The sequence below is a fragment of the Dactylosporangium sp. CA-233914 genome (assembly GCF_050942935.1).
Classification (GTDB): domain Bacteria; phylum Actinomycetota; class Actinomycetes; order Mycobacteriales; family Micromonosporaceae; genus Dactylosporangium.
The window spans coordinates 2481668-2504669 of record NZ_CP192030.1 but is presented as its reverse complement, the minus strand read 5'-3'; the positions used below and the strand labels follow the sequence as shown (position 1 = coordinate 2504669).

Here is a 23002-nt window from a genome sequence, read left to right as displayed (position 1 = left end):
TCTACAGTCGCATCAATGTGCCCGCAACGTCGAGTGTCGTTGCCGTCATGGTCGCCGCGGCGTTGGAGGCCAGGTAGAGGGCGGCGAAGGCGGCATCGTCCACGGTGGACTCGCACGGTGTCCAGGACACGACATTGGCCCGCACGCCCGCGGACGCGAACAGCCGGGCGTAGTGCCGGGTGAGCGCGGTCACACCGCCGCCGACCGCGTTCGTGGCCGGGTCGGGGCCTGCGGGGGCGAGCGTCACGACCGCGCCGGCGCCGGCCTCGGCCATGGCGGGCACGAACGCCTGCAGCGCCAGGAAGGTGGCCGTCAGTCCACTGTCGACGGTCCGGCGCCAGCCGCCGGCCCCGGACGGGCACGGCAGGACGAACAGGATCTCCGGCGGGCCCAGCTCGCCGGCGACGCTGGCGCGCACGGCGTCCATCGCCGCGGCGTCGGCGTCCCCGAGGCCGGCGGCGACGATGCCGACCGCCTCCGCGCCGCCCCACCGCAGCTCGTCGATCAGGTCGGAGAGCGACAGCTCGTCGGGGCCGACGACGGCGACCCGCGCGCCGCGCTCGGCGAGCAGCCGGCACACGGCCGCGGCGACCCCGTCGGCCCCGCCGAGCACCACCGCGGTCCGGCCCTTGAGCTCCAGCGACGTTCCAAACACGGCGACCTCATCCCTTCGAATCGGCGGGGGCCGCCGCGCCCGCGGCGGCCCCCGGTGGTGTCAGCGGGTCCAGCCCTGCTGCCGGTCCGACGCGGCCCCCCACGGTCCGCGCCCCCAGCCCTGCGGCCCGTGGCCGTGGTGGTGACCCCACGGCCCGCGGCCGAAGCGCGGCCCGGACCCGCCGTACGCCCGCCAGCGCGCATGCCTGGCCAGGCCGAACACCATGAAGAAGAGCGGGATCGCCGGCCAGAAGAAGTGCGCGCCCGACAGCACCCACAGCCCGGTCAGCGCCGCGGCGACCACGGCGACGAAGCCCGTGTGGCCCCACAGGTGCCGGCGGCTGTCGCGGGCGAACCGCTCCTTGGCCTCCGGCGTCTCGTGCAGCCCGCGCCGGCCGCCCTCGGGCAGGTCGGCGGTGAGCGGCGGCAGTTCGTCCCGATACTTCGCGGCGTACACCTGGGTGAGCCGCTCTTCGCCCTCCTCGAGCGTGAGCCGGCCCTCGGTCATGCCGGCCCGCACCATGTTGGCGTACTGTTCGCGCTCCTCGTCCGAGGCGCGCATCCGTTCGCCGGCCATGTTCTCGGCCCCCTTCCGTTGATGAGTACAGCGTGGCGAAAGACCGGCCGTTCGCGCGTCGCACCGGCGACGGCTCATGCGGTACCTCCCGCGGCGCAGCGGGGACCGGCGACTACTCCCGCGGGAGTAGTCGCCGCGCGCCGGGGAGGCGATGCCGCAGGTGAGGCGGCTCCACTACGGTTTGAGACGTGAGACACCACGCGCCCTGGGCCGCCGAGCACCGTGCGGCGCGCCTCGAGCGCAAGTTCCAGCGCTTCGAGGAGCGCATCGAGCGCCGCCGCGCGCACCGCCGCACCGGCCCGCACCACGTGCCGGTGGCGGTGTTCATCGCGCTCGTGCAGGTCTTCGGCACCCGCGCGGCCGCCTACGGCTCGACCGGGCACGTGCTGGACCAGACCGGTTACCTGCTGCTCCTCGCCGGCCCGGCCGCGCTGGTGTTCCGCCACAAGCTGCCGCTGTTCGCGCTCGCGGGCGCGCTGAGTGCCACGGTGGCCTATTTCTCGCAGCTGTACCCCAACGGCCCCGGCTTCATCGCCGCGATCGTGGCCGTCTTCGGCGCGCTGTCGGCCGGTTTCCGCTGGCTGACGTGGATCGCCGTGGTGGCCTCCTACGTCACCTACGTCGTGCTCGTCCTGCCCCACGCGTCCGTGGAGCGGCTGGTCGTCGTCGGCGTCTGGTGCGTGATCATCGCGTTCTTCGGCGAGGCGGCGAGGGTGCGCGCGCAGCGGTACACCCAGATGGCCCGCGACCGCGCCCACCAGGAGGCTCTCGCGCGCGCCGAGGAGGAGAAGGCGCGCAAGGAGCAGCAGCGCCGCCAGGCCAGCGACGAGCGCCTGCTCATCGCCCGCGAGCTGCACGACGTGATCGGCCACCACCTGTCCCTGATCAACGTCCAGGCCGGGGTCGGGCTGCACCTCATGGACGAGCAGCCCGAGCAGGCCCGGGTCGCGCTGAGCGCGATCAAGCACGCCAGCGCCGAGGCCCTGCGCGAGACCCGGGCGGTCCTGGCCGGCCTCAACCCCGGCGAGGCGGCCCCGCGCACCCCCGCCCCGGGCCTGGCGGACCTGGAGCGGCTGGCCGCCGAGGCCCGGGGCGCCGGCCTGCCGGTCGCGCTCGACACGCTCGGCACCGCGCGGGCGCTGCCGCCGCAGGTGGACCGGGCGGCGTACCGGATCGTGCAGGAGGCCCTGACCAACGTCCGCCGCCACGCCGGTCCGGACGCGACCGCGACGGTGATCGTCGGCTACTCCCCCACCGAGCTGAGCCTGATCGTCCGCGACGACGGCACCGGCCCGGCGTCCGGCGAGGCCCACACCGCCGGCAACGGCATCGCCGGCATGCGCCACCGCGCCGCCACGTTCGGCGGCTCGGTCGAGGCCGGCCCGCGCCGGGACAATGGCTCCGGCGGCGGCTTCGAGGTCCACGCCCGCATCCCCCTCAGCGAGGAAGACACGCCGTGATCAAGGTTCTGCTCGCCGACGACCAGGCGCTCGTCCGGGCCGGCTTCCGGGCCCTGCTCGACGCCCAGTCCGACATCGAGGTCGTGGGCGAGGCCGCCGACGGCGCTGAGGCCGCCCGGCTGGCGGCGCGAACCCGCCCGGACGTCATCCTGATGGACATCCGCATGCCGGTCCTGGACGGGCTGGAGGCGACCCGGCTGATCGCCGCCGATCCGGCGCTGGCCGACGTGCGGATCGTCATCCTGACGACGTTCGACCTGGACGAGTACGTCTTCGAGGCCCTCCGCGTCGGCGCCAGCGGCTTCCTGGTGAAGGACACCGAACCGGTCGACCTGCTCCGTGGCGTCCGTGCGGTGGCCGCCGGCGACGCGCTGCTCTCGCCGGGCGTGACCCGCCGGCTGATCGAGGAGTTCGCGAGCCGGTCCCGCGCCCCGCTGGCCCCCATGTCCCTGGACACCCTGACCGACCGCGAGCGCGAGGTCATGGCCCTGGTCGGCGCCGGGCTGTCCAACGAGGACATCGCGGCGAAGCTCTTCGTCAGCCCCGCCACCGCCAAGACCCACGTGAGCCGCGCCATGATCAAGCTGGGCGCCCGCGACCGCGCGCAGCTGGTCGTCTTCGCCTACGAGGCCGGCCTGGTCCGCCCCGGCTGGCTAGGTTAAGTATCCAGGCCGTTTCTCGCGATCACGCCGCGGTACCACTCGGCGCTGGCCTTGCGCCGCCGGTCCCGGGTGTCGCGGTCGACGCGGATGAGGCCCCAGCGCTGGGAGTACCCCTCGGCCCACTCGAAGTTGTCCAGCAGCGACCAGACGTGGAACCCCTGCAGCTTCACGCCGGCCTGGATGGCCCGGTGCGCCGCGGCGAAGTGGTCGCGCAGGAACGCGATCCGGTCGTCGTCGCGCACGTCGTTGACGGTCGGCATGCCGTTCTCGGTGATCGTGAGCGGGATGTCGCCGTAGTCGCGCTTGATGCGGGTCAGCAGGTCGTAGAGGCCGTCGGGGTACACCTCCAGCCAGCTCGCCTGCGTCGTGGGGTGCCGGACCACGCGCCCGCCGTTCGCGCTCACGTAGGCGGGGTTGTAGTACTGCACGGCGAGCAGGTCGGTGCGCTCCCCGATCGTGGCGAGGTCCCCGTCGCGGATGGCGGCCCGCACCTCGGCGGCCTGGTGGTCCAGCCACGCGTCGGGATACCGGCCGAGCAGCACCGGATCGAGCCAGCGCCGGTTCTCCTCCAGGTCCAGCGCGTCGGCCTGCTTCCGGGCCGCGGCCGAGTCGTCGGCGGCGTACACCGGCGAGAGGTTGAGCGCCGCGCCGATGCCGCCCTTGCGCCCGGTCTGGCGGAACGCCCGGACGGCGAGCCCGTGGCCGAGCAGCAGGTGGTGCCCGACGATGTCGCCCAGCCGCCGGTCCTTCTTGCCGGGGGCGTGGACGCCTGCGACGTAGCCGAGCGAGACCACGCTCTTGGGCTCGTTGAGCGTCAGCCAGGTCGAGACCTTGTCGCCGAGCGAGTAGAACATCTGCTGCGCGTAGTCGGCGAACCACTGCGCACAGTCCCGCCGCTCCCAGCCGCCCTTGTCCTGCAGCGCCTGCGGCGTGTCCCAGTGGAACAGCGTCGCCACGGGCGTGATCTTCCGCTCCAGCAGCCCGTCGACGAGGCGGTGGTAGAAGTCGAGCCCCTTGGCGTTGAGCGCGCCGCGGCCCTCGGGCAGCACCCGGGACCAGGAGATCGAGAACCGGTAGCTGTTGAGCCCGAGGTCCTTCATGAGGTCGAGGTCCTCGTAGACCCGGTGGTAGTGATCGGCGGCCACGTCCCCGGTGTCCCCGCCGCGCGTCCGCCCGGCCTGGTGGCTGAACGTGTCCCAGACGGAGGGCCCCCGCCCGTCCTCGGCCGCGGCCCCCTCGACCTGATACGCCGAGGTCGAGGCCCCCCACGCGAACCCCTCGGGAAACGCCGGCCCACCCGCTGCCAGGCTGGGCCGCTGACCCGTCGCCGGGCTCCCGCTCCCGGGCGGCGGCTTCGCCTTGTCCTCATCGGAGCAGCCGGCCGCGACCGCCCCCACGGCGGCGAGCGTGAGCACATGGCGCCGTCGCATCCCGAAACCGTAACGGGTCCGCGCCACCGCCGGCCGGGGCCGGCGCGGAGTGACGAAACGGCCGCCCCCGGCAGATCGGGAAGCGGCCGTTGCGGTGGAGCCGGAGTCAGTCGGCGAGCGTGACGATGCCCTGAGCCCAGCGGAAGTACTTGTTCGTGCCCAGGTCGCGGACCGTCTTGATGTTGAAGGCGGCCAGCAGCTTCTCGGCGTCGCCCTCACTCACGCCGGCGATCGCGGTCACGGGGGCGTCGGCGAGCTCCTGCGCGCTCTTGCCTTCCCATTCCTTCATGAGCTTCTTTTCCAGACCAAGCATGTTGCGCTCCATTCTCTCGGAGATGAAACCCGCGACAGGCTACGTCGCACGCCTACCGGCTGCAACGTGAGGGGTCCCGGTGGAGGGTTGCCACATCGGCCGTTTCGCGGAGATGATCGCCTGATGAACAGCCGATGGGGGCTGACGATTCCGTTGACGGGAATCCCGCTGCCCGACCACGCTGCACTGCTCAAGACGCTACCTGATCTCGGGTACACGGACGTGTGGTCCTCCGAAGTCGCGGGCACGGACGCGTTCACCCCGCTGGCGCTCGCCTCCGCCTGGGCGCCCCGGCTGCGGCTCGGCACGGCGATCGTCCCGGTCTTCACGCGCGGGCCGGGGCTGCTGGCCATGCAGGCGGCGACCCTCGCCGAGGCGGCACCCGGGCGGTTCGCGCTCGGGATCGGAGCCTCCTCGCCCGTCGTGGTCGGCGACTGGAACGCGGTGCCGTTCCAGCGGCCGTTCGAGCGGAGCCGGGACGTTCTGCGGTTCCTGCGCCGGGCCCTGGCGGGCGAGCTGGTCGACGGGGACTTCGACACGTTCTCCGTGCGGCGGTTCCGGCTCGAGCGAGCACCGCAGGTACCGCCGAAATTGCTCTTGGCGGGTCTTCGCGCCAGGATGCTGCGCCTCGCGGCGGCCGAGGCCGACGGGGCGATCCTCAACTGGCTGTCGGTCGAGGACGTGGCGACGGCGCGCGCCGAGCTGGCGGGTGCGCCCGAAGGCTTCGAGGTGGCGGCGCGCATCTTCGTGTGCCCGACGCAGGACGCGGGCCAGGCGCGGGCGATCGGGCGGCGGCTGATCGCGGCGTACCTGACGGTGCCCGCGTACGCGGCGTTTCACCGGTGGCTCGGGCGCGGCGAGGTGCTCAAGCCGATGTGGGACGCGTGGGCGGCCGGGGACCGGCGGGGCGCGCTCGCCGCGATCCCGGACGAGGTCGTCGACGCGCTCATCGTGCACGGGGCGCCCGCGGACTGCCGGGCGCACGTGGAGCGTTACGCGGCGGCGGGCGTCACCACCCCGGTGATCGCGCTGCTGCCGGCGCAGGGCACGGACCCGGTCGAGACACTGCGGGAGCTGGGGGCACGGTCGTGAAGGTTGACGGCAGAGTCGTCGTGGTGACCGGGGCGGCCGGCGGGATCGGGGCCGCGCTCGCCCGGCGGTTCGCCGCGCAGAAGGCGGCCGCGCTGGTCCTGGCCGACCTCGACGGGGCCGCCGCGGCGGCGCTGGCGGCCTCCCTGCCGGGCGAGGCGATCGGCGTGGAGGCCGACGTGACCAGCGAGGAGCAGGTCGCGGAGCTGGTCGCCGAGACGCTGGCGCGCTACGAGCACATCGACCTGTTCTGCGCCAACGCCGGGATCATCACCGGCGCCGGGCTGGAGGCCTCGGACGAGATCTGGGCGCGCACGTGGGCGGTGAACGTGCTCTCGCACGTGTACTCCGCGCGCGCCGTGCTGCCCTCGATGCTGGAGCGCGGGTCCGGGTACCTGCTGCACACCTGCTCGGCCGCGGGCCTGCTGACCGCCGTCGGCGACGCCCCCTACGCGGTGACCAAGCACGCGGCGGTGTCGTTCGCCGAGTGGCTGTCCATCACGTACGGCGGGCGCGGCATCAAGGTGAGCGCGCTGTGCCCCCAGGGCGTGGCGACGCCGATGCTGCAGGAGGGGCTCCAGGAGGGGCACATCGGCGCGAAGGTCACCGCGGCCGGCGGGGCGGTGCTGTCGCCGGAGTCGGTCGCCGACGCGGTCGTGACCGGGCTTGCGGCCGAGAAGTTCCTGATCCTGCCGCACCCCGAGGTCGCGAAGTACTACCTGAACCGCGCGAGCGACACCGACCGCTGGCTCGCCGGCATGCGCAAGCTGCGCGACACCCTGTCATGAGGCCGCCCGAAGTGCTGCCGGCGGCCCTGGACGTGGTCGTGCCGTTCGCCCGCGGGCGGGCCGGCCGCACGATCATCGGGATCTGCGGGCCGCCCGCGGCCGGCAAGTCCACCCTGTCGTCGGCACTGTCGGACGCCCTGAATGTCCACGATGGACTGTCCAGTGTGGCCGTACCGATGGACGGCTTCCATCTGTCCAATGTAGAGTTGACCCGGCTCGGCCTGACCGAGCGCAAGGGCGCGCCGGAGACGTTCGACGCGGCCGGGTTCGTGCACCTGCTGCGCCGGCTGCGCGCGGGCGAGGACCTCGTCTACGCGCCCAGCTACAGCCGCACGCTGCACGAGTCGATCGGCGGGGTCATCCCGGTCCCCGCGGACGTGCGGGTGATCGTGGTCGAGGGCAACTACCTGCTGCTCGACCACGGCCCGTGGGCGTCGGTGCGCGGGCTGGTGGACCTGGTGCTCTACCTCGACGCACCCGACGACGTCCGCCAGGAGTCGCTGGTGCGCCGCCAGCTGGCGAAGGGCCTCGACCTGCCCGAGGCCCGCGACTGGGTGTTCCGCAGCGACGAGCGCAACGCCGAGGTGATCGCCGGCACCCGCGACCGCGCGGATCTCATCCTCACCCGATGATCTCCCAGCGGACCGCGTCCAGCCACGCCTCGCCCGGGTCCAGCCTCACCGCGGAGGGGTCACGGCCGGCTTGGGGTCGGGCGCATCGCACGTGCACGTCCTGCGCCTCGTCGGCGCTGCCGAGGTACACCGCGAGCTGCCCCGCGATGGGCGCGAACGCGGCCGCGTAGCACTCAGCGAACTCCGGCGGCAGGCCGGCAGCGGGACACCGTCGAGCGTATGGATCGTCGTCATGATCCATACACGCCCACGGCCGGGCGGGGTTGTTCGCGCGGGTGTGCCGTCTCCCCGGCGGCGAACCCGGTGCGCCTGGGGCAAAATGGGGCGGTGACCAACACGACGCGACGTTGCCTGCACGGGCTGGCCGAGCTCGTCCTCGCCGGGCCGCAGCATCGCACCAGCGGCACCATCCGGCTGCGCGTCACCGGCGGCGGGTTCGCCACCGTGGCCGCGCCCGACCTGCTCGTGACCGCCGACGCGCTCGTCGCCGGCGGCCGGCGCGTCCCGCTGGCCGGGCGCACGCTCGGCGAGGTGGCGGCGGAGGCCGGCGTGGCGGCGGGAGCGCCGGAGGGCCTCTACCGGGACGGCTCCGGCGCCGCCCTGGACGACGTGACGGTGCTCGACGGGGCCGCGGAGATCCTGGACGGGTTCGCGGCCGGGGACGCGGCGCTGCGCGCGTTCGCCCCCGAGGCCACGCCGGTGCTCTGGCCCGAGCACTTCGACCTCGGCATCTCGCTCGACGAGGTGAACTACGGGGTGTCCGCGGGCGACTCGGCGATCGAGGAGCCGTATGCGTACGTCGGGCCGTGGAAGCCCCGCACCGGCGACTTCTGGAACGTCTCCTTCGGCGCCGCCCACCCGCTGCGCGAGGTGGCGTCCCTCGAAGCCTTCTTCGCCGAGGGACGCCGGCAGGCCGCGCAGAGTTGACCGAAGACGGCGGTGACGGAAATCGCTGATCGCCTATCTCGCGACGCGAATTTCCGCGAATCGGAAACTGGCCCGAGGTCTCCGTCGCCCAGGCATGAGCAACAATCTCCGAATGGATCGCGTGACCGTGTGGGACGACGGCCTCGACGACACCGGGCGGGCGCTGCTCGCCCCCGGCCGGGACGCGCTCGATCGCAGCCCCGACGTGCTGGTGGTCGGGGGCGGCGTGATCGGCCTGGCCGCGGCGGTGTTCGCACGCCGGGCCGGCCTCGGCCGGGTGCTGCTGATCGAGCGCGCGCCGCGGCTGGCACCCGGCCCGTCGACGGGCAACGGCGGGGCGATCGCGCCGGACATGCACGAGCTCACGGACCCGGCGGAGTTCGTCGCCTTCGGGCGCAGGAGCCGGCAGCTGTACCGCGACCTCGACGCCGAATGGTCCGGCGCGATCGGCACCCGCCCGGTCCGCTGGCTCGACATCCGCCCCGCCGACTCCTTCACCAACCACGCGGATCCGCTGGACGAGAGCGAGCTGCGCTCACTCGAACCCGACGTGCGCCTGCCCGACGGTGCGGCCGCCCGGCTGGTCGAGGGTCAGCTCGCGGTCGATCCGCTGCGCCTGGCCGTCGCGCTCGCGGCCCGCGCCGGCACGCTCGTCACCGGCGTGGGGCTGCTCGGCGTCTCGGTCCGCGGCGACCGGGTCACCACCGTGCACACCACCGCCGGCGACCTCACGCCCGGGGCGCTGATCGTCGCCACGGGCCTGGTCCCGCCGCCCTGGCACCGCGGTGTTGCCCAGCGCCGGGTCAAGGGCCACATGCTGGCGGTCGCCCCGGGCCCCTGGCGGCTGGGCAGCGTCCTGGCGGGCCCGTACGGCGGCGGCACGCCCCTGCCCGGCGGCGGCATCGTCATGGGCGGCACCTTCGACGAGGGCGACCCGACGCCCGACGTGCGCCCGGAGATCGCCGACCCGATGGCGGCGGAGCTGGCGACCCTGCTGCCGGCGGCCACCGGCGCCCGGATCAGCCACCGGTGGTGCTGCTTCCGCCCGCGGATCGAGGGCCGCCAGCCGGTGATCGACCGCCTGCCGGGGGTGAGCAACGCCTGGTTCGCCGGTGGCCACTTCACGACGGGTGTCATGATGGCCCCGGCCACGGGCGCGGTCCTGGCCGACTGGGTCGCGACCGGCCGGACACCCGCGGACGTCACCACCTTCACCCTGCCCGAGCCGCCGTATCCCGGGCTCGCCCCCTGACCGGTGCCGAGCAGGGAAAACGGCCGTGCTCTTGCTTTGATCTTTCGAGTTGGGGTCTGCTGATCAGGCAGTGGCCCGTGTTGCGTCCGCCGCGTGCAACGGGCCGTCCGGCACGTCCCCGCGGGAGGACCCATGGCCTGGAATCAGCGCGTCCGTGTGAGCCTTGACGTCGACGGCAGCCGCTACGTCGACGATGTCGAGCCGCGGACCCTTCTCGTGCACCATCTTCGTGAGCGGCTCGGCAAGGTTGGCACGGTCGTCGGATGCGACACCAGCAACTGCGGCTCGTGCACCGTGCTGATGAGCGATGCCGACGGCGTGCCGCGCAGCGTCAAGAGCTGCTCGGTGCTCGCCGTGCAGGCCGACGGCACCAGTGTGACCACGATCGAGGGGCTCGCGGCCCCGGACGGGGCGCTGCACGCGGTGCAGCGGGCGTTCCACGAGCTGCACGCACTGCAGTGCGGATACTGCACGCCCGGCATGATCATGTCGGCCGTCGACCTGCTGCGGGACAACCCCGACCCGTCCGACGAGGAGGTGCGGGAAGGACTGTCCGGGAACCTGTGCCGGTGCACGGGATACCAGAACATCGTGCACGCCGTGCGGGCCGCGGCGGCCGAGATCCGCGCCGGGCAGGGGGCGCCTTGTCTGGGTCGATCCTCGCGAAGCCTCATCGAGCCAGACGGGGCGGTGGCGGCATGACCGCGACCGTCGAGCCCGAGGTCGGGGCGGCCCGGCGGCGCAAGGAGGACGCGCGGCTCATCACCGGGCGGACCCGCTGGACCGACAATATCGTCCTGCCCGGGATGCTGCACCTGGCGATCCTGCGCAGCCCGCACGCCCACGCGCGGATCGTGCGCGTCGACGTCTCGGCCGCGCTGCGCCGGCCGAACGTCGTGGCCGCGTTCTGCGGGGCCGACGTCGCCGACGTGCAGGGGAGCCTGCCGTGCGCGTGGCCGGTCACCGAGGACATCGTGCACCCGGCGCGCCCGCCGCTGGCCGTGGACGTCGTGCGCCACCACGGGGAGGCGGTGGCCGTCGTCGCGGCCCGCGACGCCGCGAGCGCCGTGGACGCGCTGGAGGCGATCGAGGTCGAGTACGAGCCGCTGGACGCCGCGCTCGACCTGGCCGCCGCCGCCCGGGACGAGGTGCTGGTGCACCCGGACAAGGGCACCAATCGCTCGTACACCTGGATCTTCGACTCGGCCGAGGCGGGGACCGGCGGCAGCGTTGCCGAGGCCGGCGGCGAGGTGCGCGTCGAGCGCCGCTACGTGCAGCAGCGCCTGATCCCGGCGTTCATGGAGCCGCGCAGCGTCGTGGTGGACCCCGGCGCCGGGGAGTACACCATCTGGTCGGCCACCCAGATCCCCCACATCCTGCGGGTGTTCTACGCGCTGCTCACCGGCGTGCCGGAGCACAAGATCCGGGTCATCGCCCCCGACGTCGGCGGCGGGTTCGGCGGGAAGCTGCAGGTCACGCCGGAGGAGATGATCGCCTTCCTGGCGGCGAAGCGGATCGGCCGGCCGGTGAAGTACACCGAGACGCGCGGCGACACCATGCTCAGCGCGCACCACGGGCGGGACCAGATCCAGGACATCACGCTCACCGCCCGCCGGGACGGCACGCTCACCTCGATCGACGTGAAGCTGATCGCGAACATGGGCGCGTACCTCGGGCTGGTCGGGCCGGGCGTGCCGATCCTGGGCGCGTTCATGTACAACGCGATCTACAAGGTCCCGGCGTACCGCTTCGAGTGCACCGGCGTCTTCACCAACACCACGATCACCGACGCGTATCGCGGCGCGGGCCGGCCCGAGGCGACCTACGCGATCGAGCGCGCCATGGACGAGCTCGCCGCCGAGCTCGGGCTGGACCCGATCGAGGTGCGGCGGCGCAACTGGATCAAGGCCGAGGAGTTCCCGTTCACGACCGTCGCCGGGCTGGTCTACGACTCCGGTGACTACGACGCGGCCACGGACCGCGCGCTGGAGCTGTTCGGCTACGACGAGCTGCGCGCCGAGCAGGCGAAACGCCGGGAAGCCGGGGATGTCGTACAGCTGGGGCTCGGCGTCTCCACGTATACGGAGATGTGCGGCCTGGCGCCGTCGCGAATCCTCGGCGCGCTGCGATACGCGGCCGGCGGGTGGGAGAGCGCCGCGGTGCGCGTCCTGCCGACCGGCAAGGTCGAGGTCGTCACCGGCACGAGCCCGCACGGCCAGGGGCACGTGACGGCGTGGAGCCAGATCGTCGCCGACGAGCTCGGGGTCGCCTTCGACGACGTCGAGGTGCTCCACGGCGACACGCGCACCTCGCACAAGGGGCTGGACACGTACGGCTCCCGCTCGCTGGCCGTCGGCGGCGTCGCGCTGGTGGAGGCGTGCCGCAAGGTGCGGGACAAGGCGCGGACGGTCGCCGCGCACATGCTCGAGTGCAGCCCCGACGACCTCGAGTTCACCGCGGGGGCGTTCCGGGTGCGGGGTACCCCCGAGGCGGCCAAGACCGTCGGGGACTGCGCCTTCGCCGTCTTCGCCGCCCACGACCTGCCCGACGGCGTCGAGGCGTCGCTGGACGCCGACGCGACGTTCGACCCGCAGACGTTCTCCTTCCCGCACGGCACGCACCTGTGCGCCACCGAGGTCGACACGGCGACCGGGCGGGTCACGATCCGGCGATACGTCGCCGTCGACGACGTCGGCCGGGTGGTCAACCCGCTGATCGTCGAGGGTCAGGTGCACGGCGGCGTGGCCCAGGGCATCGCCCAGGCGCTGCACGAGGAGGCCGTCTACGACCCGGGCGGCACGCTGCTGACCGGGTCGTTCGTGGAGTACACGATCCCGAGCGCGGCGGATCTGCCCACGATCGTCACCGACCGCACCGAGACCCCGGCGACCTCGAACCCGCTGGGCGTCAAGGGCGTCGGCGAGGCGGGCGCGATCGCCGCGACCCCGGCCGTGGTCAACGCGATCGTGGACGCGCTGCGGCCGTTCGGGGTGCATGACGTACCGATGCCGTGCACCCCGGAGCGGGTGTGGCGGGCCGCGAAGCGGGGAGGCATAGCATGAGGAACTGGGGAGGCATGGCATGATCCCGGTCCCGTTCGACTACCTGCGCCCGGCCACGCTCGCCGAGGCGGTCGCCGCGCTCGGCTCGGCCGAGGAGGGCAAGCTGCTCGCCGGCGGCCAGTCGCTGCTGCCGGTGCTGCGGCTGCGGCTGGCCGCCCCGACGCTGCTGGTCGACCTCGGCGCGGTGCCGGGGCTGCGCGGGGTGCAGCTTTCGGGCGCCGACCTCGTCATCGGCGCCATGACCACGCACGCCGAGGTCGCCGCCTCCGACCTGGTCCGCGAGCACGCCCCGCTGCTCGCCGCCGCGGCCGCCACCGTCGGCGACCGCCAGGTCCGCCACCGGGGCACCCTCGGCGGCTCGCTCGCCCACGCCGACCCGGCCGCCGACCTGCCCGCCGTGGCGGCGGCGCTGGACGCGGTGTGCGTCGTTGCGGGCCCGTCCGGGCGGCGCTCGATCCCCGCGGCGGACTTCGCGGTCGACCTGTTCACCACGGCGCTCGCCCCCGACGAGGTGCTGGTCGAGGTGCGGCTGCCCTCGACGGCGGGCTGGGCCGTGCACTACGAGAAGTTCCACCGTACGGCCCAGTCGTGGGCGATCGTCGGGGTGGCGGCCGCAGTACGGCGGGACAACGGCGGCATCGGCGCGGCCCGCGTGGCCCTGACCAACGTCGGCCCGGTCCCGCACCGGGCCCGCGGTGTCGAGGAGGCCCTGGCCGGTGCCCCGGCGACCGCGGAGGCCATCGCCACGGCGTGCGCCGGCGCCGCGGAGGGCACCGACCCGGTCGACGACCTGACGGCGTCGGCGCGGTACCGCCGGGAACTGGCCCGCGTGCTGAGCACCCGGGCGGTGTGCCGCGCACTCGGGGTCCGGGCTGACTAACGTGAGGGTGGCCCCGGCGCGCGGCCGGGGCCACCGACACATCGGAGGCGCACCAGTGCAGCTGGAGAACTCCTTCACCGTGCCCGTCCCCGTCGAGCAGGCGTGGACGGTGCTGCTGGACATCGAGCGGATCGCACCCTGCATGCCCGGCGCGACGCTGACCTCGGTCGACGGCGACGACTTCACCGGGACCGTGAAGGTGAAGCTCGGGCCGGTCAGCCTGACGTTCAAGGGCGCCGGGCGCTTCGCCGAGCGCGACGAGGCCGCGCGGCGCGTGGTGATCAGCGCCAACGGCGCCGACAGCCGCGGCGGCGGGACCGCCCGGGCCACGGTGACCGCGGCGCTGGTGGCCGACGGCGACGCGACCCGGGTCGACGTCTCGACCGATCTGGAGGTCACCGGCAAGGCCGCCCAGTTCGGCCGCGGGCTCATCGCAGACGTGAGCGGCCGGCTCATCGGCCAGTTCGCCGACTGCCTGGCCGGCAAGCTGGCGGGGGAACCGGCCCCGGCTCAGCCCGCGGTGACGCAGCAGCCGGCGGTGACCGGGAAGCTGGAGACCGCCGAGCCGCTCGCGCCGGTGCGGCCCGACGCGGAGCCGATCGACCTGCTCGCAGTCTCCGGCGTGGGCGTCGCGGTCCGGCGCGCGGCGCCGTACGTGATCACCGCCGTCGCCGGCTTCGCCGTGGTGCTCGGCATCGTCTGGTGGATCCGGCGCCGCTGAACGGTCTTGATCCACAGCGCCGATTCATCCGTTAAGGTGACTCTGAGTGACTTTCAGACTACCGAAGGTGATAGCGGATGATCGGCACTGGAAGACGGCGCCGCGTCGGCACCCTGGCGGTCGCGGTTCTCGCCGCGCTCGCCCCGGGGCTGCCGGCGAACGCCGCGCCCCCTATGGGCGTCGTGCACAACGAGGCCCAGACCGGCGAGTCCAACGGATACGTGATCATGCTCAAGGACCCGCCGGGCGCGCAGAGCGCCGGGCAGGCCAAGGCCGCCGTCGCCGACGCGGCCGAGCAGATCTCGCAGAAGTACGGCGGCGAGGTCCGCGAGCAGTACAGCAGCGCGGTGCGCGGCTTCGCGATCGACAACATCGACGACACCGCCGCGAAGCAGATCGCCGCCGTGTCCAACGTGGCCCGCGTCGAGAAGAACATCATGCTGCACACGACGGCGACCCAGAGCTCACCGCCGTGGGGCCTGGACCGCATCGACAACCACGCGAACAACCACGACGCGTCGTACACGGCCCCGAACGCAGCCCCGGACGTCACGGCGTACGTCGTCGACTCCGGCATCCGCATCAGCCACAACGACTTCGGCGGCCGGGCGTCCTACGGCCACAACTTCGTCGACCGGGTCACGAACTACTACTACAACCCGGCCAACGGCGCCAACAGCAACGACCCGAACAACGCCGACGACTGCGACGGCCACGGCACGCACGTCGCCGGCACCATCGGCGGCACCAGCTACGGTGTGGCCAAGCAGATCTCGCTGGTCGCGGTGCGCGTGCTGGACTGCAGCGGCAACGGCTTCCTCTCCGAGATCGTCGGCGGCGTCGACTGGGTCACCGCCCACGCCCAGCACCCGGCCGTGGTCAACATGAGCCTGGGCTCCGACAGCACCACGATCATCCTCGACGCGGCCGTCAAGCGCTCGATCGGCTCCGGCGTGACCTGGTCGGTCGCGGCCGGCAACGGCGACGAGAACGGCAACCCGACCAACGCCTGCGACAACTCGCCCGGTGACGTGACCGAGGCGATCGTCGTGGGCGCCTCGACGTACGACGACCGCCCGGCCTACTGGTCCGACTACGGCCCGTGCCTCGACCTCTACGCCCCCGGCGTCGGCATCACCTCCGACTGGATCGGCAGCGACTCGGCGACCAAGTCCCTGGAAGGCACGTCGATGGCCGCGCCGCACGTCGCCGGCGCGGCCGCGCTGATCCTGCAGACGCACCAGGGCTACAGCCCCGCGCAGATCCGCAACGCGCTCGTGCAGGGCTCGACGGTCGGCGCGCTGGACATGAACTACTACCCGGAGTACGCCCGCGCCGGCTCGCCGAACCGGGTGCTGTTCGTGCGCCAGAGCGACCCGCCGCGCCCGGACGGCCGCACGCAGAGCCTGTTCAACCCGCGGTTCGGCACGACCGAGGTGTACGCCCGCTCGGCCGGCAGCGACCACCTGATCTACGCGTACTGGTCCGGCGACTGGTCGGACTGGACCGACCTGGGCGGCACGCTGGTCGGCGACCCGGCGGTGCTCTACAACCCGCGCTTCGGCACCACCGAGGTGTACGCCCGCCTGTCGAACAACCACCTGGCGTACCGCTACTTCTCCTACGGCTGGTCGGACTGGATCGACCTGGGCGGCAGCCTCGCGGGCAGCCCCGGGGTCATCTACAACCCGACGTTCGGCACGACCGAGGTGTACGTACGCACCACGACCAACTCGCTGGCCTACGTCTACTACTCGGGCGGCTGGTCCGGCTGGAACGACCTGGGCGGCACCCTGACCAGCGACCCGGGCGTGCTCTACAACCCGAAGTACGGCACCACCGAGGCCTACGTCAACACCGCCTCCGGCCTGGCCTACCAGTACTACCTGGGCGGCTGGTCGAACTGGATCGGCCTGGGCGGCACCGTCTCGGGCAGCCCGGCCGTGCTCTACAACCCGAAGTACGGCACGACCGAGGTCTACATGCGCACGGCCGGCGGCGCGCTGACCTACGTCTACTACCTGGGCGGCTGGTCGAGCTGGATCGGCCTGGGCGGCAGCCTGGACCAGGACCCGGGCGTGGTCTACAACCGCTCCTCGGGCACCACGGAGGTGTACGTCCACACACCGGGCGACGAGCTGCAGTACGTCTACTACCTCGGCGGCTGGTCCGGCTGGAACAACCTCGGCGGCGCCAACGACGGCAGCCCGTCGGTGCTCTACAACCCGCGCTTCGGCACCACCGAGGCGTACGTCCTCGGCCAGGACGGCCACGCCTATTACAAGTACTACGCGGGCGGCTGGTCGGACTACATCGACCTGTCCCCGTGACGTGAGCAGGCGGCCCGCGCGACGAGCGCGGGCCGCCTCGCCGGTCAGTACTCCGGGGCCGGAACCACCAACGGACGGTCGACGGCGTCCAGCGCGGCCAGCATCTCCAGCTCGGCCCGGTAGCCCCGGCGGTCCAGGTCGCCGTGCAGAAGACGGGCGGTGGCGGCGCGTTCGGCGTTGGCCAGGCGGCGGTGCGGGCGGTCGGCGGCGGTCGCCTTGTGCAGGTGACGGGCGACCAGAACCACGTAGACGCCGGCGATCGCCGCGGCGGCGAGCATCGTCGCGAGCATCTGCAGGATGCTACGTGGACCGTCCGGCCCCCGGAACCGCCCTCGCGGGTCGAATCAAAGGGCTCCTCGGCGGCGACCGCCTGGCTGCTCAGTCGTGGTGGATCCGGCCCGCCGTCGTGGTGAGCCGGGCTCCCCCGCCGCCCCAGCGGCCGGCGATGATCTCGGCGGCGATGCTGACCGCGGTCTCCTCCGGCGTGCGGGCGCCGAGGTCCAGGCCGATCGGCGAGGAGAGCCGGGCCAGCTCGGCCTCGCCGACGCCGGCCTCGCGCAGGCGGGCCATGCGGTCGTCGTGGGTGCGGCGGGAGCCCATCGCCCCGACGTAGGCGAAGTCCCGGCCCAGCGCCACCCGCAGCACCGGCACGTCGAACTTCGGGTCGTGGGTGAGCACGCACACGACCGTGCGGTCGTCGACGCGGCCGGCGTCGATCTCGCCCTGCAGGTAGCGGTGCGGCCAGTCGACGATCACCTCGTCGGCGCCGGGGAAGCGCTTCGGCGTGGCGAAGACCGGGCGGGCGTCGCAGACGGTCACGTGGTATCCGAGGAAGGTCCCGATCTTCGCCACCGACGCGGCGAAGTCGATCGCGCCGAAGACGAGCATCCGCGCGGGCGGGGCGTAGGAGGCGACGAAGAGCGTCAGGCCCTCGCCGCGGCGCTCGCCGTCCAGGCCGTAGTGCAGCATGTCGGTGCGGCCGGCGGCGAGCAGGCCGCGGGCGTCGTCGGTGGCGGCGGCGTCCAGCCGCGGCGAGCCGAGGGTGCCGTCCGTCGAGCCGGGCCAGACCACGAGCCGGCGGCCGATGCGCTCCTCGGGGCCCTCGACGAGCGACACCACGGCGACCGGGTCGCGCCGCTCGATCGCCGCGGCGACGCGCTCCAGGGCCGGGAACGTGGTCCGCGACACCGGCTCGACCAGCAGCTCGATGATGCCGCCGCAGGTCAGGCCGACGGCGAAGGCGTCGTCGTCGCTCACCCCGTAACGCTGCACGACCGGGCGGCCCGTCCGCACGACCTCCTGGGCCAGCTCGTAGACGGCGCCCTCGACGCAGCCGCCGGAGACGCTGCCGACGGCGGTGCCGTCCGGCCCGGCCAGCATCGTCGCACCCGGCGGGCGCGGCGAACTGCGCCAGGTGCGCACGACGGTGGCCATGCCGACCGGCTCCCCCGAGCGCCACCAGCCCAGCAGATCGCCCAGCACCTCACGCACGACGCACCTCCAGGTTCTGCACCAACGCCTCCAGCGCCGCGATCGTATGGCCCGCGACGAGGGCGTCGACGTGCGGCATCACGGCGGCCAGGCCCCCGGCCGACGGGGCGAAGCCGGGGCGCCCGGCGTGCGGGCTGACCCAGAGCACCCGGGCGGCGAGCCGGCGCAGGTGCGCGGCCGCGTCGCCGAGGCGCTGCGGGTCGCCGGTCTCCCAGCCGTCGCTGAACACCACGACGACCGCGCGGCGGGCGGCGCCGCGGTGGCCGTCGCCGCGCACGAACGCGCGCAGGGTGTCGGCGAGGCGGGTGCCGCCGCGCCAGTCCGGGATCGCCTGGCCGGCCGCGCGCAGCGCCGCCTCGGGGTCGCGGGTGCGCAGGGCGGCGGCCAGCGGGGTCAGGCGGGTGCCGAGCGAGTACACCAGCGTCCACCGTGGACGGTGGCGGACCAGCGCGTGGGCGAAGCGCAGCAGGGCGTCGGCATACGGCGACATCGACCCGGACACGTCGACCAGCAGCACCAGCCGCCGCGGCCGCGGCCGGCGCTCGTGGCGCAGCAGCACGTCGGGGCCGCGCAGCAGGGCGCGGACGGTGCGGCGGCGGTCGACGGCGCCGCGGGCCGACGGGGTGTGCCGCCGCCCGGGCCGCATCGGGTGCACCCGCGCGGTCAGTTCGATGAGCCGCCGGGCCTCGTGGCGCTCGACGGCGGACAGCGTCGCCAGGTCGCGGTGGCGCAGCACCTCCGCGCCGCTGGCCCGCACCGCGAGGGCCGGGTCGCCCTCGGCGGCGGGCGCGCCGGGCGGCATGGTGGAGCGCAACAGCGACCGCTCCGGCAGCCGGCGCACCTGCCACGGCGTGCCCTTCGGCGCGGGGTCGCGGGGCCGGCCGTGCCAGGCCGCGTCGTAGCGGGCGATGTCCTCGGGCGAGCCGCACAGGGTGAGCCGCCCGACCCAGTACGCATGCTCGGGCCCCACCGCGTCGAGCGCGGCGAGGCAGGACAGGCGGCGGTCAAGCGAGTACATCGGCGCCCCGCACCAGCTCGATGTCCTCGCGCACCTTGAGCACCACGCCCAGCGTCTCGGCGCCGGGAACGCTCAGGCCGAGTGCGTTCAGGGCCGCCGCCCAGTCGATGGCCTCCGCCACCCCCGGCGGCTTGACCAGGTCGAGGGTGCGCAGCCGGGCGGTGGCCTCGGCGACCCGGGCGGCGAGGCGCTCGCCGACGCCGGGCAGGCGGGCGCGCAGGATGGCGGCCTCGCGCTCGGGGGTCGGGTGGGCGACCCAGTGGTACAGGCAGCGCCGCTTCAGCGCGTCGTGCACCTCGCGCGTGCGGTTGCTGGTGACCACGACGACCGGCGGCACCTCGGCGACGATCCGGCCGAGCTCGGGGACGCTGACGGCGGCGTCGGCGAGCAGCTCCAGCAGATAGGCCTCGAACTCGTCGTCGGCCCGATCGATCTCGTCGACCAGCAGCACGCAGGGTGAGCGCTCGATCGCCTGCAGCAGCGGCCGGGCGAGCAGGAACCGCCGGTCGTAGAGGCCGGCCTCCAGCTCGTCGGCCGACAGCGGCCCGGAGGCGGCGGCCTCGACGGCCCGCAGGTGCAGCACCTGGCGGGGGAAGTCCCAGTCGTAGAGCGCCTGCGCCGCGTCGAGCCCCTCGTAGCACTGCAGCCGGATCAGCTCGACCCCGGCGGCCTCGGCGAGCGCGGCGGCGAAGGCGGTCTTGCCGACCCCGGCGTCGCCCTCCAGGAAGATCGGCCGGTGCAGGCGCAGCGCGAGGAAGCCCGCCATCGCGAGCCCCTCGTCGGCGAGGTAGCCCGCGTCGGCCAGGCGCGCCGCGAGAGCGGCCGGCGACGCGAAGTCCGGCACGCCCCCAACTATGCGCCACGGACGCCGGTTGCCGGAAATGCTACGACTCGGGCGGCACGTCCAGGTCGGTGTCGTCGGCGATGTCCTCGCAGGGCACGCCCTCGACCTCACCGGAGTGGGCGACCAGGTAGGCACGGGCGCCGACGTCGGCCGTGGCCAGGGTCGTCACCCCCGGCCAGTGGTCGCGGCCGAGGATCACGGGGTGGCCGCGCTTGCCCTTGTACGTCGCCGTGAGCAGCGCGCCCGGGCCCTCGGGGGCGGCGGCGAGCAGCCGGGCGACGGCGTCCGGGCCGATGCCGGGCGTGTCGACCAGGAGCACGGCCACGGCCTGAGCGTCGGTGTCCGCCAGGGCCGCGAGGCCGACGCGCAGGGACGAGCCCATGCCGCTCTTCCAGATCGGGTTGTCCAGCAGCTCGACCCCGTCCAGCCGCGCCTCGTCACGGACGCGGCCGGACTCCGCGCCCAGCACGACCCAGATGCGTGTGCAGCCGCCGTCGCGCAGCGTGGCGACGGCGCGCTCGACCAGCAGGCGGCCGTCATCGTGGCGCACGAGGGCCTTGGGCCCGCCATAGCGGCGGCCGCCACCTGCGGCGAGAACGAGTCCGACTATCGCGCTCAGCGGGGCTCTCCTACGTCCGACGGTCAGCACCGACTCGGATCAGATTAGTACCCGCTCGGTAGGCTGCATCCTCATGGCCCTCCATGATCACTGTTCGTATTGCGGCGCCGCCTTTGCGCAAGGGGCGCCCTGGCCGCGGCGCTGCGGCGCGTGCGGCGAGACCACGTGGCGTAATCCCCTGCCGGTGGCGGTGACGCTGCTGCCGGTCGACACCGATCAGGGGCGCGGCATCGTGGTGGTGCGCCGCGACATCGAGCCGATGCGCGGCGAGCTGGCGCTGCCGGGCGGCTTCATCGAGCTCGGCGAGTCCTGGCAGGAGGCGGCGGTGCGGGAGCTGCGCGAGGAGACCACGATCCACGCGGACGCGACCGACGTGCGCCTGTTCGACGTGCACAGCGTGGCCAGCGGCAACCTCATCGTCTTCGGGCTGCTGCCGCCGCGGCCGCTGGCCGAACTGCCCGCGTCGGCGCGGACCGAGGAGTCCCAGGGCTTCGAGATCTCCGTCGGGCCGCAGCGGCTGTGCTTCCCCACGCACAGCGACGTGATGGCGGCCTATTTCGCGTCGGCGTAGCAGTCCACGACCGACACGTCCAGCGGGAAGCGCACCTCGGTGTCGCCGAAGAGCAGCCGCCGGGCCTCGTCGGCGGCGGCCCGCACGGCGGCGGCGACACCCTCGGCCTCCTCGCGCGGGCAGTGCACGATGACCTCGTCATGCTGGAAGAACACCAGCTCCGCGCGGCGGTCCGCGATCGCCGCGCGCAGCCGGGCGAGCAGCACCAGGGCCCACTCGGCGGCGGTGCCCTGGATGACGAAGTTGCGGGTGAAGCGGCCGCGGGCCCGGCCCCTCGCCCCGCCGCGGGACTCGACCTCGGCGCCCGGCTCGTCGAACCCCTCCCGCCAGGTCACCGACGACGGCGGGCAGGTGCGCCCGAGCCAGGTGCGCACCAGTCCCCCGCTCTCGCCGGTGCGGGCGGCCTCCTCGACGAGGTCCCAGGCGGCCGGATAGAAGCGGCGCAGCGCGGCCAGGGCGGGCGCGGCGTTGCCGCCGGTCTGGCCGTACATCGCGCCGAGCAGCGCGATCTTCGCCTTGGCCCGGTCGCCGTCGAACGCCTCGGCGGCCAGGGCGGCGTAGAGGTCGCCGGCCGCGGCCGCCCGGGCCAGGCGCCGGTCGCCGGAGACCGCGGCGAGCACGCGCGGCTCCAGCTGCCCGGCGTCGGCGACGACGAAGGTCCAGCCGGGGTCCGCGACGACGGCCTTGCGCACGACCCGCGGGATCTGCAGCGCGCCGCCGCCGCGGGTCGCCCAGCGGCCGGAGACGACGCCGCCGGGGATGTACTCGGCGCGGAACCGCCCGCCGGCGACCCACTGCTCCAGCCAGGCCCAGCCGTGCGCGGTCCAGAGCCGGGACAGCTCCTTGTACTCCAGCAGGATCGGCACCGCCGGATGCTCGACGTGCTCCAGCTCCCACTTGCGCGTGCTGCGCAGCATGATCCCGGCGCGGGCGAAGGCGCGCAGCAGCTCGGCGGGCGAGTCGGGGTGGACCCGCCGGCCGAAGGCCTCGTCGATCCGGGCGCCGAGCTCGGCCAGGCGGGCCGGCGGGCCGCCGACCGGCGAGGGCGGGCCGAGCAGCTCCCGCAGCAGGGCGTCGTGCACGTCGGTGCGCCAGGGCAGCCCGGCCAGGCCCATCTCGACGGCGACGAGGGCGCCCGCGGACTCCGCGGCGATGAGCGTGCGCATCCCGCCGGCGCGGGGCGCGAGGGGGTGGGCGGAGGCGAGCTCGGGAAGGGCCTCGACCCGTCGCCGCTGCGCCTGATGAACCGCCAAGAGCTCATCCAGCGGTACGGCCGGTGCGTCAAACGCGTCGAACAGCGAATCCTGCGACAAGCCCGGCGGCTCGGCTGCCCGCGCCGGCGGGTCGGGCGGCACCGGCCGCCCCGCCAGGCGGGCGCTCGCCGCGGCGAGCGTTCGCGGCTGCCCCCAGGCACCCTCGGCGCCGAGCAGCAGCGCCTCGGCGAGCTCGAGGTCGTAGCAGCGCTCGACGCGGACACCGGCGCGCAGCAGGCGCGGGTAGATCTCGGCCGTGGCGGCCCACAGCCAGCGAGGGCGGTCGCGTGACTCGACTTGCGCGACCGCCCCCGCCAGGTCCTGGACGTGCCGCTCGGCGCCGGTGGGCGTGCCGTCGTCGGCCAGCGGCCTGAGCAGACCACCGGCGCCGGAGGGCGTCACCGCGACGAGCATGTGGGCATTACATCG

Annotated in this window: 24 protein-coding genes; 13 read left to right on the top strand and 11 right to left on the bottom strand. The window is 74.1% G+C overall.

The genetic code is table 11. The annotated features are described in order from the left end of the window. Position 1: 1 nt before the first annotated feature. Together ACQPY0_RS11520 and ACQPY0_RS11515 are read right to left on the bottom strand one after the other, a co-directional pair. Positions 2 to 655, bottom strand: coding sequence for an SDR family NAD(P)-dependent oxidoreductase (locus tag ACQPY0_RS11520; RefSeq protein ID WP_432987700.1), 654 nt, complete (start codon positions 653 to 655; stop codon positions 2 to 4). 60 nt (positions 656 to 715) lie between these two features. Then, positions 716 to 1231 carry a DUF1707 domain-containing protein gene (locus tag ACQPY0_RS11515; protein ID WP_432987698.1) on the bottom strand — a complete coding sequence of 172 codons (516 nt, stop codon included), beginning with the start codon at positions 1229 to 1231 and terminating at the stop codon, positions 716 to 718. 188 nt (positions 1232 to 1419) lie between these two features. On the opposite strand from ACQPY0_RS11515, the gene ACQPY0_RS11510 reads away from it, so the two are divergent. Beyond that, on the top strand, positions 1420 to 2691 hold the full coding sequence (locus ACQPY0_RS11510) for a sensor histidine kinase (RefSeq protein WP_432987696.1): 1272 nt from the start codon (positions 1420 to 1422) through the stop codon (positions 2689 to 2691). Continuing rightward, on the top strand, positions 2688 to 3353 hold the full coding sequence (locus ACQPY0_RS11505) for a response regulator (protein ID WP_432987694.1): 666 nt from the start codon (positions 2688 to 2690) through the stop codon (positions 3351 to 3353). The genes ACQPY0_RS11510 and ACQPY0_RS11505 overlap by 4 nt, the downstream gene beginning before the upstream one ends. Here the strand turns inward: ACQPY0_RS11505 and ACQPY0_RS11500 are convergent. Together ACQPY0_RS11500 and ACQPY0_RS11495 are read right to left on the bottom strand one after the other, a co-directional pair. Continuing rightward, positions 3350 to 4783, bottom strand: a complete 1434-nt coding sequence (locus ACQPY0_RS11500; RefSeq protein WP_432987692.1) for a GH1 family beta-glucosidase — start codon at positions 4781 to 4783, stop codon at positions 3350 to 3352. The two genes, ACQPY0_RS11505 and ACQPY0_RS11500, sit on opposite strands and share 4 nt — an antisense overlap. A gap of 106 nt (positions 4784 to 4889) precedes the next feature. Next, on the bottom strand, positions 4890 to 5096 hold the full coding sequence (locus tag ACQPY0_RS11495; protein WP_392804186.1) for a hypothetical protein: 207 nt from the start codon (positions 5094 to 5096) through the stop codon (positions 4890 to 4892). Positions 5097 to 5237: 141 nt separating this feature from the next. Between ACQPY0_RS11495 and ACQPY0_RS11490 the strand changes: the two genes are divergently transcribed. From ACQPY0_RS11490 to ACQPY0_RS11480, 3 genes are read left to right on the top strand one after another with little or no spacing between them, the layout of a single operon-like run. Continuing rightward, positions 5238 to 6188, top strand: a complete 951-nt coding sequence (locus ACQPY0_RS11490; protein ID WP_432995182.1) for an LLM class F420-dependent oxidoreductase — start codon at positions 5238 to 5240, stop codon at positions 6186 to 6188. Further along, positions 6185 to 6973 carry an SDR family oxidoreductase gene (locus ACQPY0_RS11485; RefSeq protein ID WP_432987690.1) on the top strand — a complete coding sequence of 263 codons (789 nt, stop codon included), beginning with the start codon at positions 6185 to 6187 and terminating at the stop codon, positions 6971 to 6973. Before ACQPY0_RS11490 ends, ACQPY0_RS11485 begins: the two co-directional genes overlap by 4 nt. Further along, on the top strand, positions 6970 to 7605 hold the full coding sequence (locus ACQPY0_RS11480; RefSeq protein ID WP_432987688.1) for a nucleoside/nucleotide kinase family protein: 636 nt from the start codon (positions 6970 to 6972) through the stop codon (positions 7603 to 7605). Before ACQPY0_RS11485 ends, ACQPY0_RS11480 begins: the two co-directional genes overlap by 4 nt. Here ACQPY0_RS11480 and ACQPY0_RS11475 read toward each other — a convergent pair. Continuing rightward, a complete protein-coding gene (locus tag ACQPY0_RS11475; protein WP_432987686.1) occupies positions 7595 to 7846 on the bottom strand; it encodes a hypothetical protein in 252 nt (83 codons plus the stop codon). The two genes, ACQPY0_RS11480 and ACQPY0_RS11475, sit on opposite strands and share 11 nt — an antisense overlap. A gap of 86 nt (positions 7847 to 7932) precedes the next feature. Between ACQPY0_RS11475 and ACQPY0_RS11470 the strand changes: the two genes are divergently transcribed. The 7 genes from ACQPY0_RS11470 (at position 7933) to ACQPY0_RS11440 (ending at position 16777) form a co-directional block, all read left to right on the top strand. Continuing rightward, a complete protein-coding gene (locus ACQPY0_RS11470) occupies positions 7933 to 8532 on the top strand; it encodes a hypothetical protein (protein ID WP_432987684.1) in 600 nt (199 codons plus the stop codon). 112 nt (positions 8533 to 8644) lie between these two features. Continuing rightward, complete coding sequence (locus ACQPY0_RS11465; protein ID WP_432987683.1) at positions 8645 to 9784, top strand: NAD(P)/FAD-dependent oxidoreductase; 1140 nt, start codon at positions 8645 to 8647, stop codon at positions 9782 to 9784. Positions 9785 to 9940: 156 nt separating this feature from the next. Next, positions 9941 to 10486, top strand: a complete 546-nt coding sequence (locus tag ACQPY0_RS11460) for a (2Fe-2S)-binding protein (protein ID WP_432987681.1) — start codon at positions 9941 to 9943, stop codon at positions 10484 to 10486. Then, positions 10483 to 12846: a xanthine dehydrogenase family protein molybdopterin-binding subunit gene (locus ACQPY0_RS11455; RefSeq protein WP_432987679.1), complete on the top strand. Its 2364-nt coding sequence runs from the start codon at positions 10483 to 10485 to the stop codon at positions 12844 to 12846. Before ACQPY0_RS11460 ends, ACQPY0_RS11455 begins: the two co-directional genes overlap by 4 nt. 19 nt (positions 12847 to 12865) lie before the next feature. Beyond that, positions 12866 to 13726, top strand: a complete 861-nt coding sequence (locus ACQPY0_RS11450) for an FAD binding domain-containing protein (RefSeq protein ID WP_432987677.1) — start codon at positions 12866 to 12868, stop codon at positions 13724 to 13726. Positions 13727 to 13781: 55 nt separating this feature from the next. Continuing rightward, positions 13782 to 14447: an SRPBCC family protein gene (locus ACQPY0_RS11445; RefSeq protein WP_432987675.1), complete on the top strand. Its 666-nt coding sequence runs from the start codon at positions 13782 to 13784 to the stop codon at positions 14445 to 14447. A gap of 77 nt (positions 14448 to 14524) precedes the next feature. Further along, the gene (locus tag ACQPY0_RS11440; protein ID WP_432987673.1) at positions 14525 to 16777 is read left to right on the top strand and encodes a S8 family serine peptidase; all 2253 of its coding nucleotides are present in this window, start codon (positions 14525 to 14527) and stop codon (positions 16775 to 16777) included. Between the two features lie 44 nt (positions 16778 to 16821). Here ACQPY0_RS11440 and ACQPY0_RS11435 read toward each other — a convergent pair whose 3' ends face one another. The 5 genes from ACQPY0_RS11435 to ACQPY0_RS11415 form a co-directional block, all read right to left on the bottom strand. Next, on the bottom strand, positions 16822 to 17067 hold the full coding sequence (locus tag ACQPY0_RS11435; RefSeq protein WP_432987671.1) for a hypothetical protein: 246 nt from the start codon (positions 17065 to 17067) through the stop codon (positions 16822 to 16824). An 88-nt stretch (positions 17068 to 17155) separates the two neighbouring features. Then, on the bottom strand, positions 17156 to 18268 hold the full coding sequence (locus ACQPY0_RS11430; protein ID WP_432987669.1) for an XdhC family protein: 1113 nt from the start codon (positions 18266 to 18268) through the stop codon (positions 17156 to 17158). Then, entirely contained in the window at positions 18261 to 19286 is a 1026-nt protein-coding gene (locus ACQPY0_RS11425; RefSeq protein ID WP_432987667.1) for a vWA domain-containing protein, read from the bottom strand. The genes ACQPY0_RS11430 and ACQPY0_RS11425 overlap by 8 nt, the downstream gene beginning before the upstream one ends. Continuing rightward, positions 19273 to 20130, bottom strand: a complete 858-nt coding sequence (locus ACQPY0_RS11420; protein ID WP_432987665.1) for an AAA family ATPase — start codon at positions 20128 to 20130, stop codon at positions 19273 to 19275. Before ACQPY0_RS11420 ends, ACQPY0_RS11425 begins: the two co-directional genes overlap by 14 nt. A gap of 40 nt (positions 20131 to 20170) precedes the next feature. Next, entirely contained in the window at positions 20171 to 20680 is a 510-nt protein-coding gene (locus tag ACQPY0_RS11415; protein ID WP_432987663.1) for a nucleotidyltransferase family protein, read from the bottom strand. Positions 20681 to 20933: 253 nt separating this feature from the next. On the opposite strand from ACQPY0_RS11415, the gene ACQPY0_RS11410 reads away from it, so the two are divergent. Further along, positions 20934 to 21320, top strand: coding sequence for an NUDIX domain-containing protein (locus ACQPY0_RS11410; protein ID WP_432987661.1), 387 nt, complete (start codon positions 20934 to 20936; stop codon positions 21318 to 21320). Here ACQPY0_RS11410 and ACQPY0_RS11405 read toward each other — a convergent pair. Beyond that, positions 21302 to 22987, bottom strand: coding sequence for a bifunctional 3'-5' exonuclease/DNA polymerase (locus tag ACQPY0_RS11405; RefSeq protein ID WP_432987659.1), 1686 nt, complete (start codon positions 22985 to 22987; stop codon positions 21302 to 21304). The genes ACQPY0_RS11410 and ACQPY0_RS11405 overlap by 19 nt on opposite strands. Between the last annotated feature and the right edge of the window lie 15 nt (positions 22988 to 23002).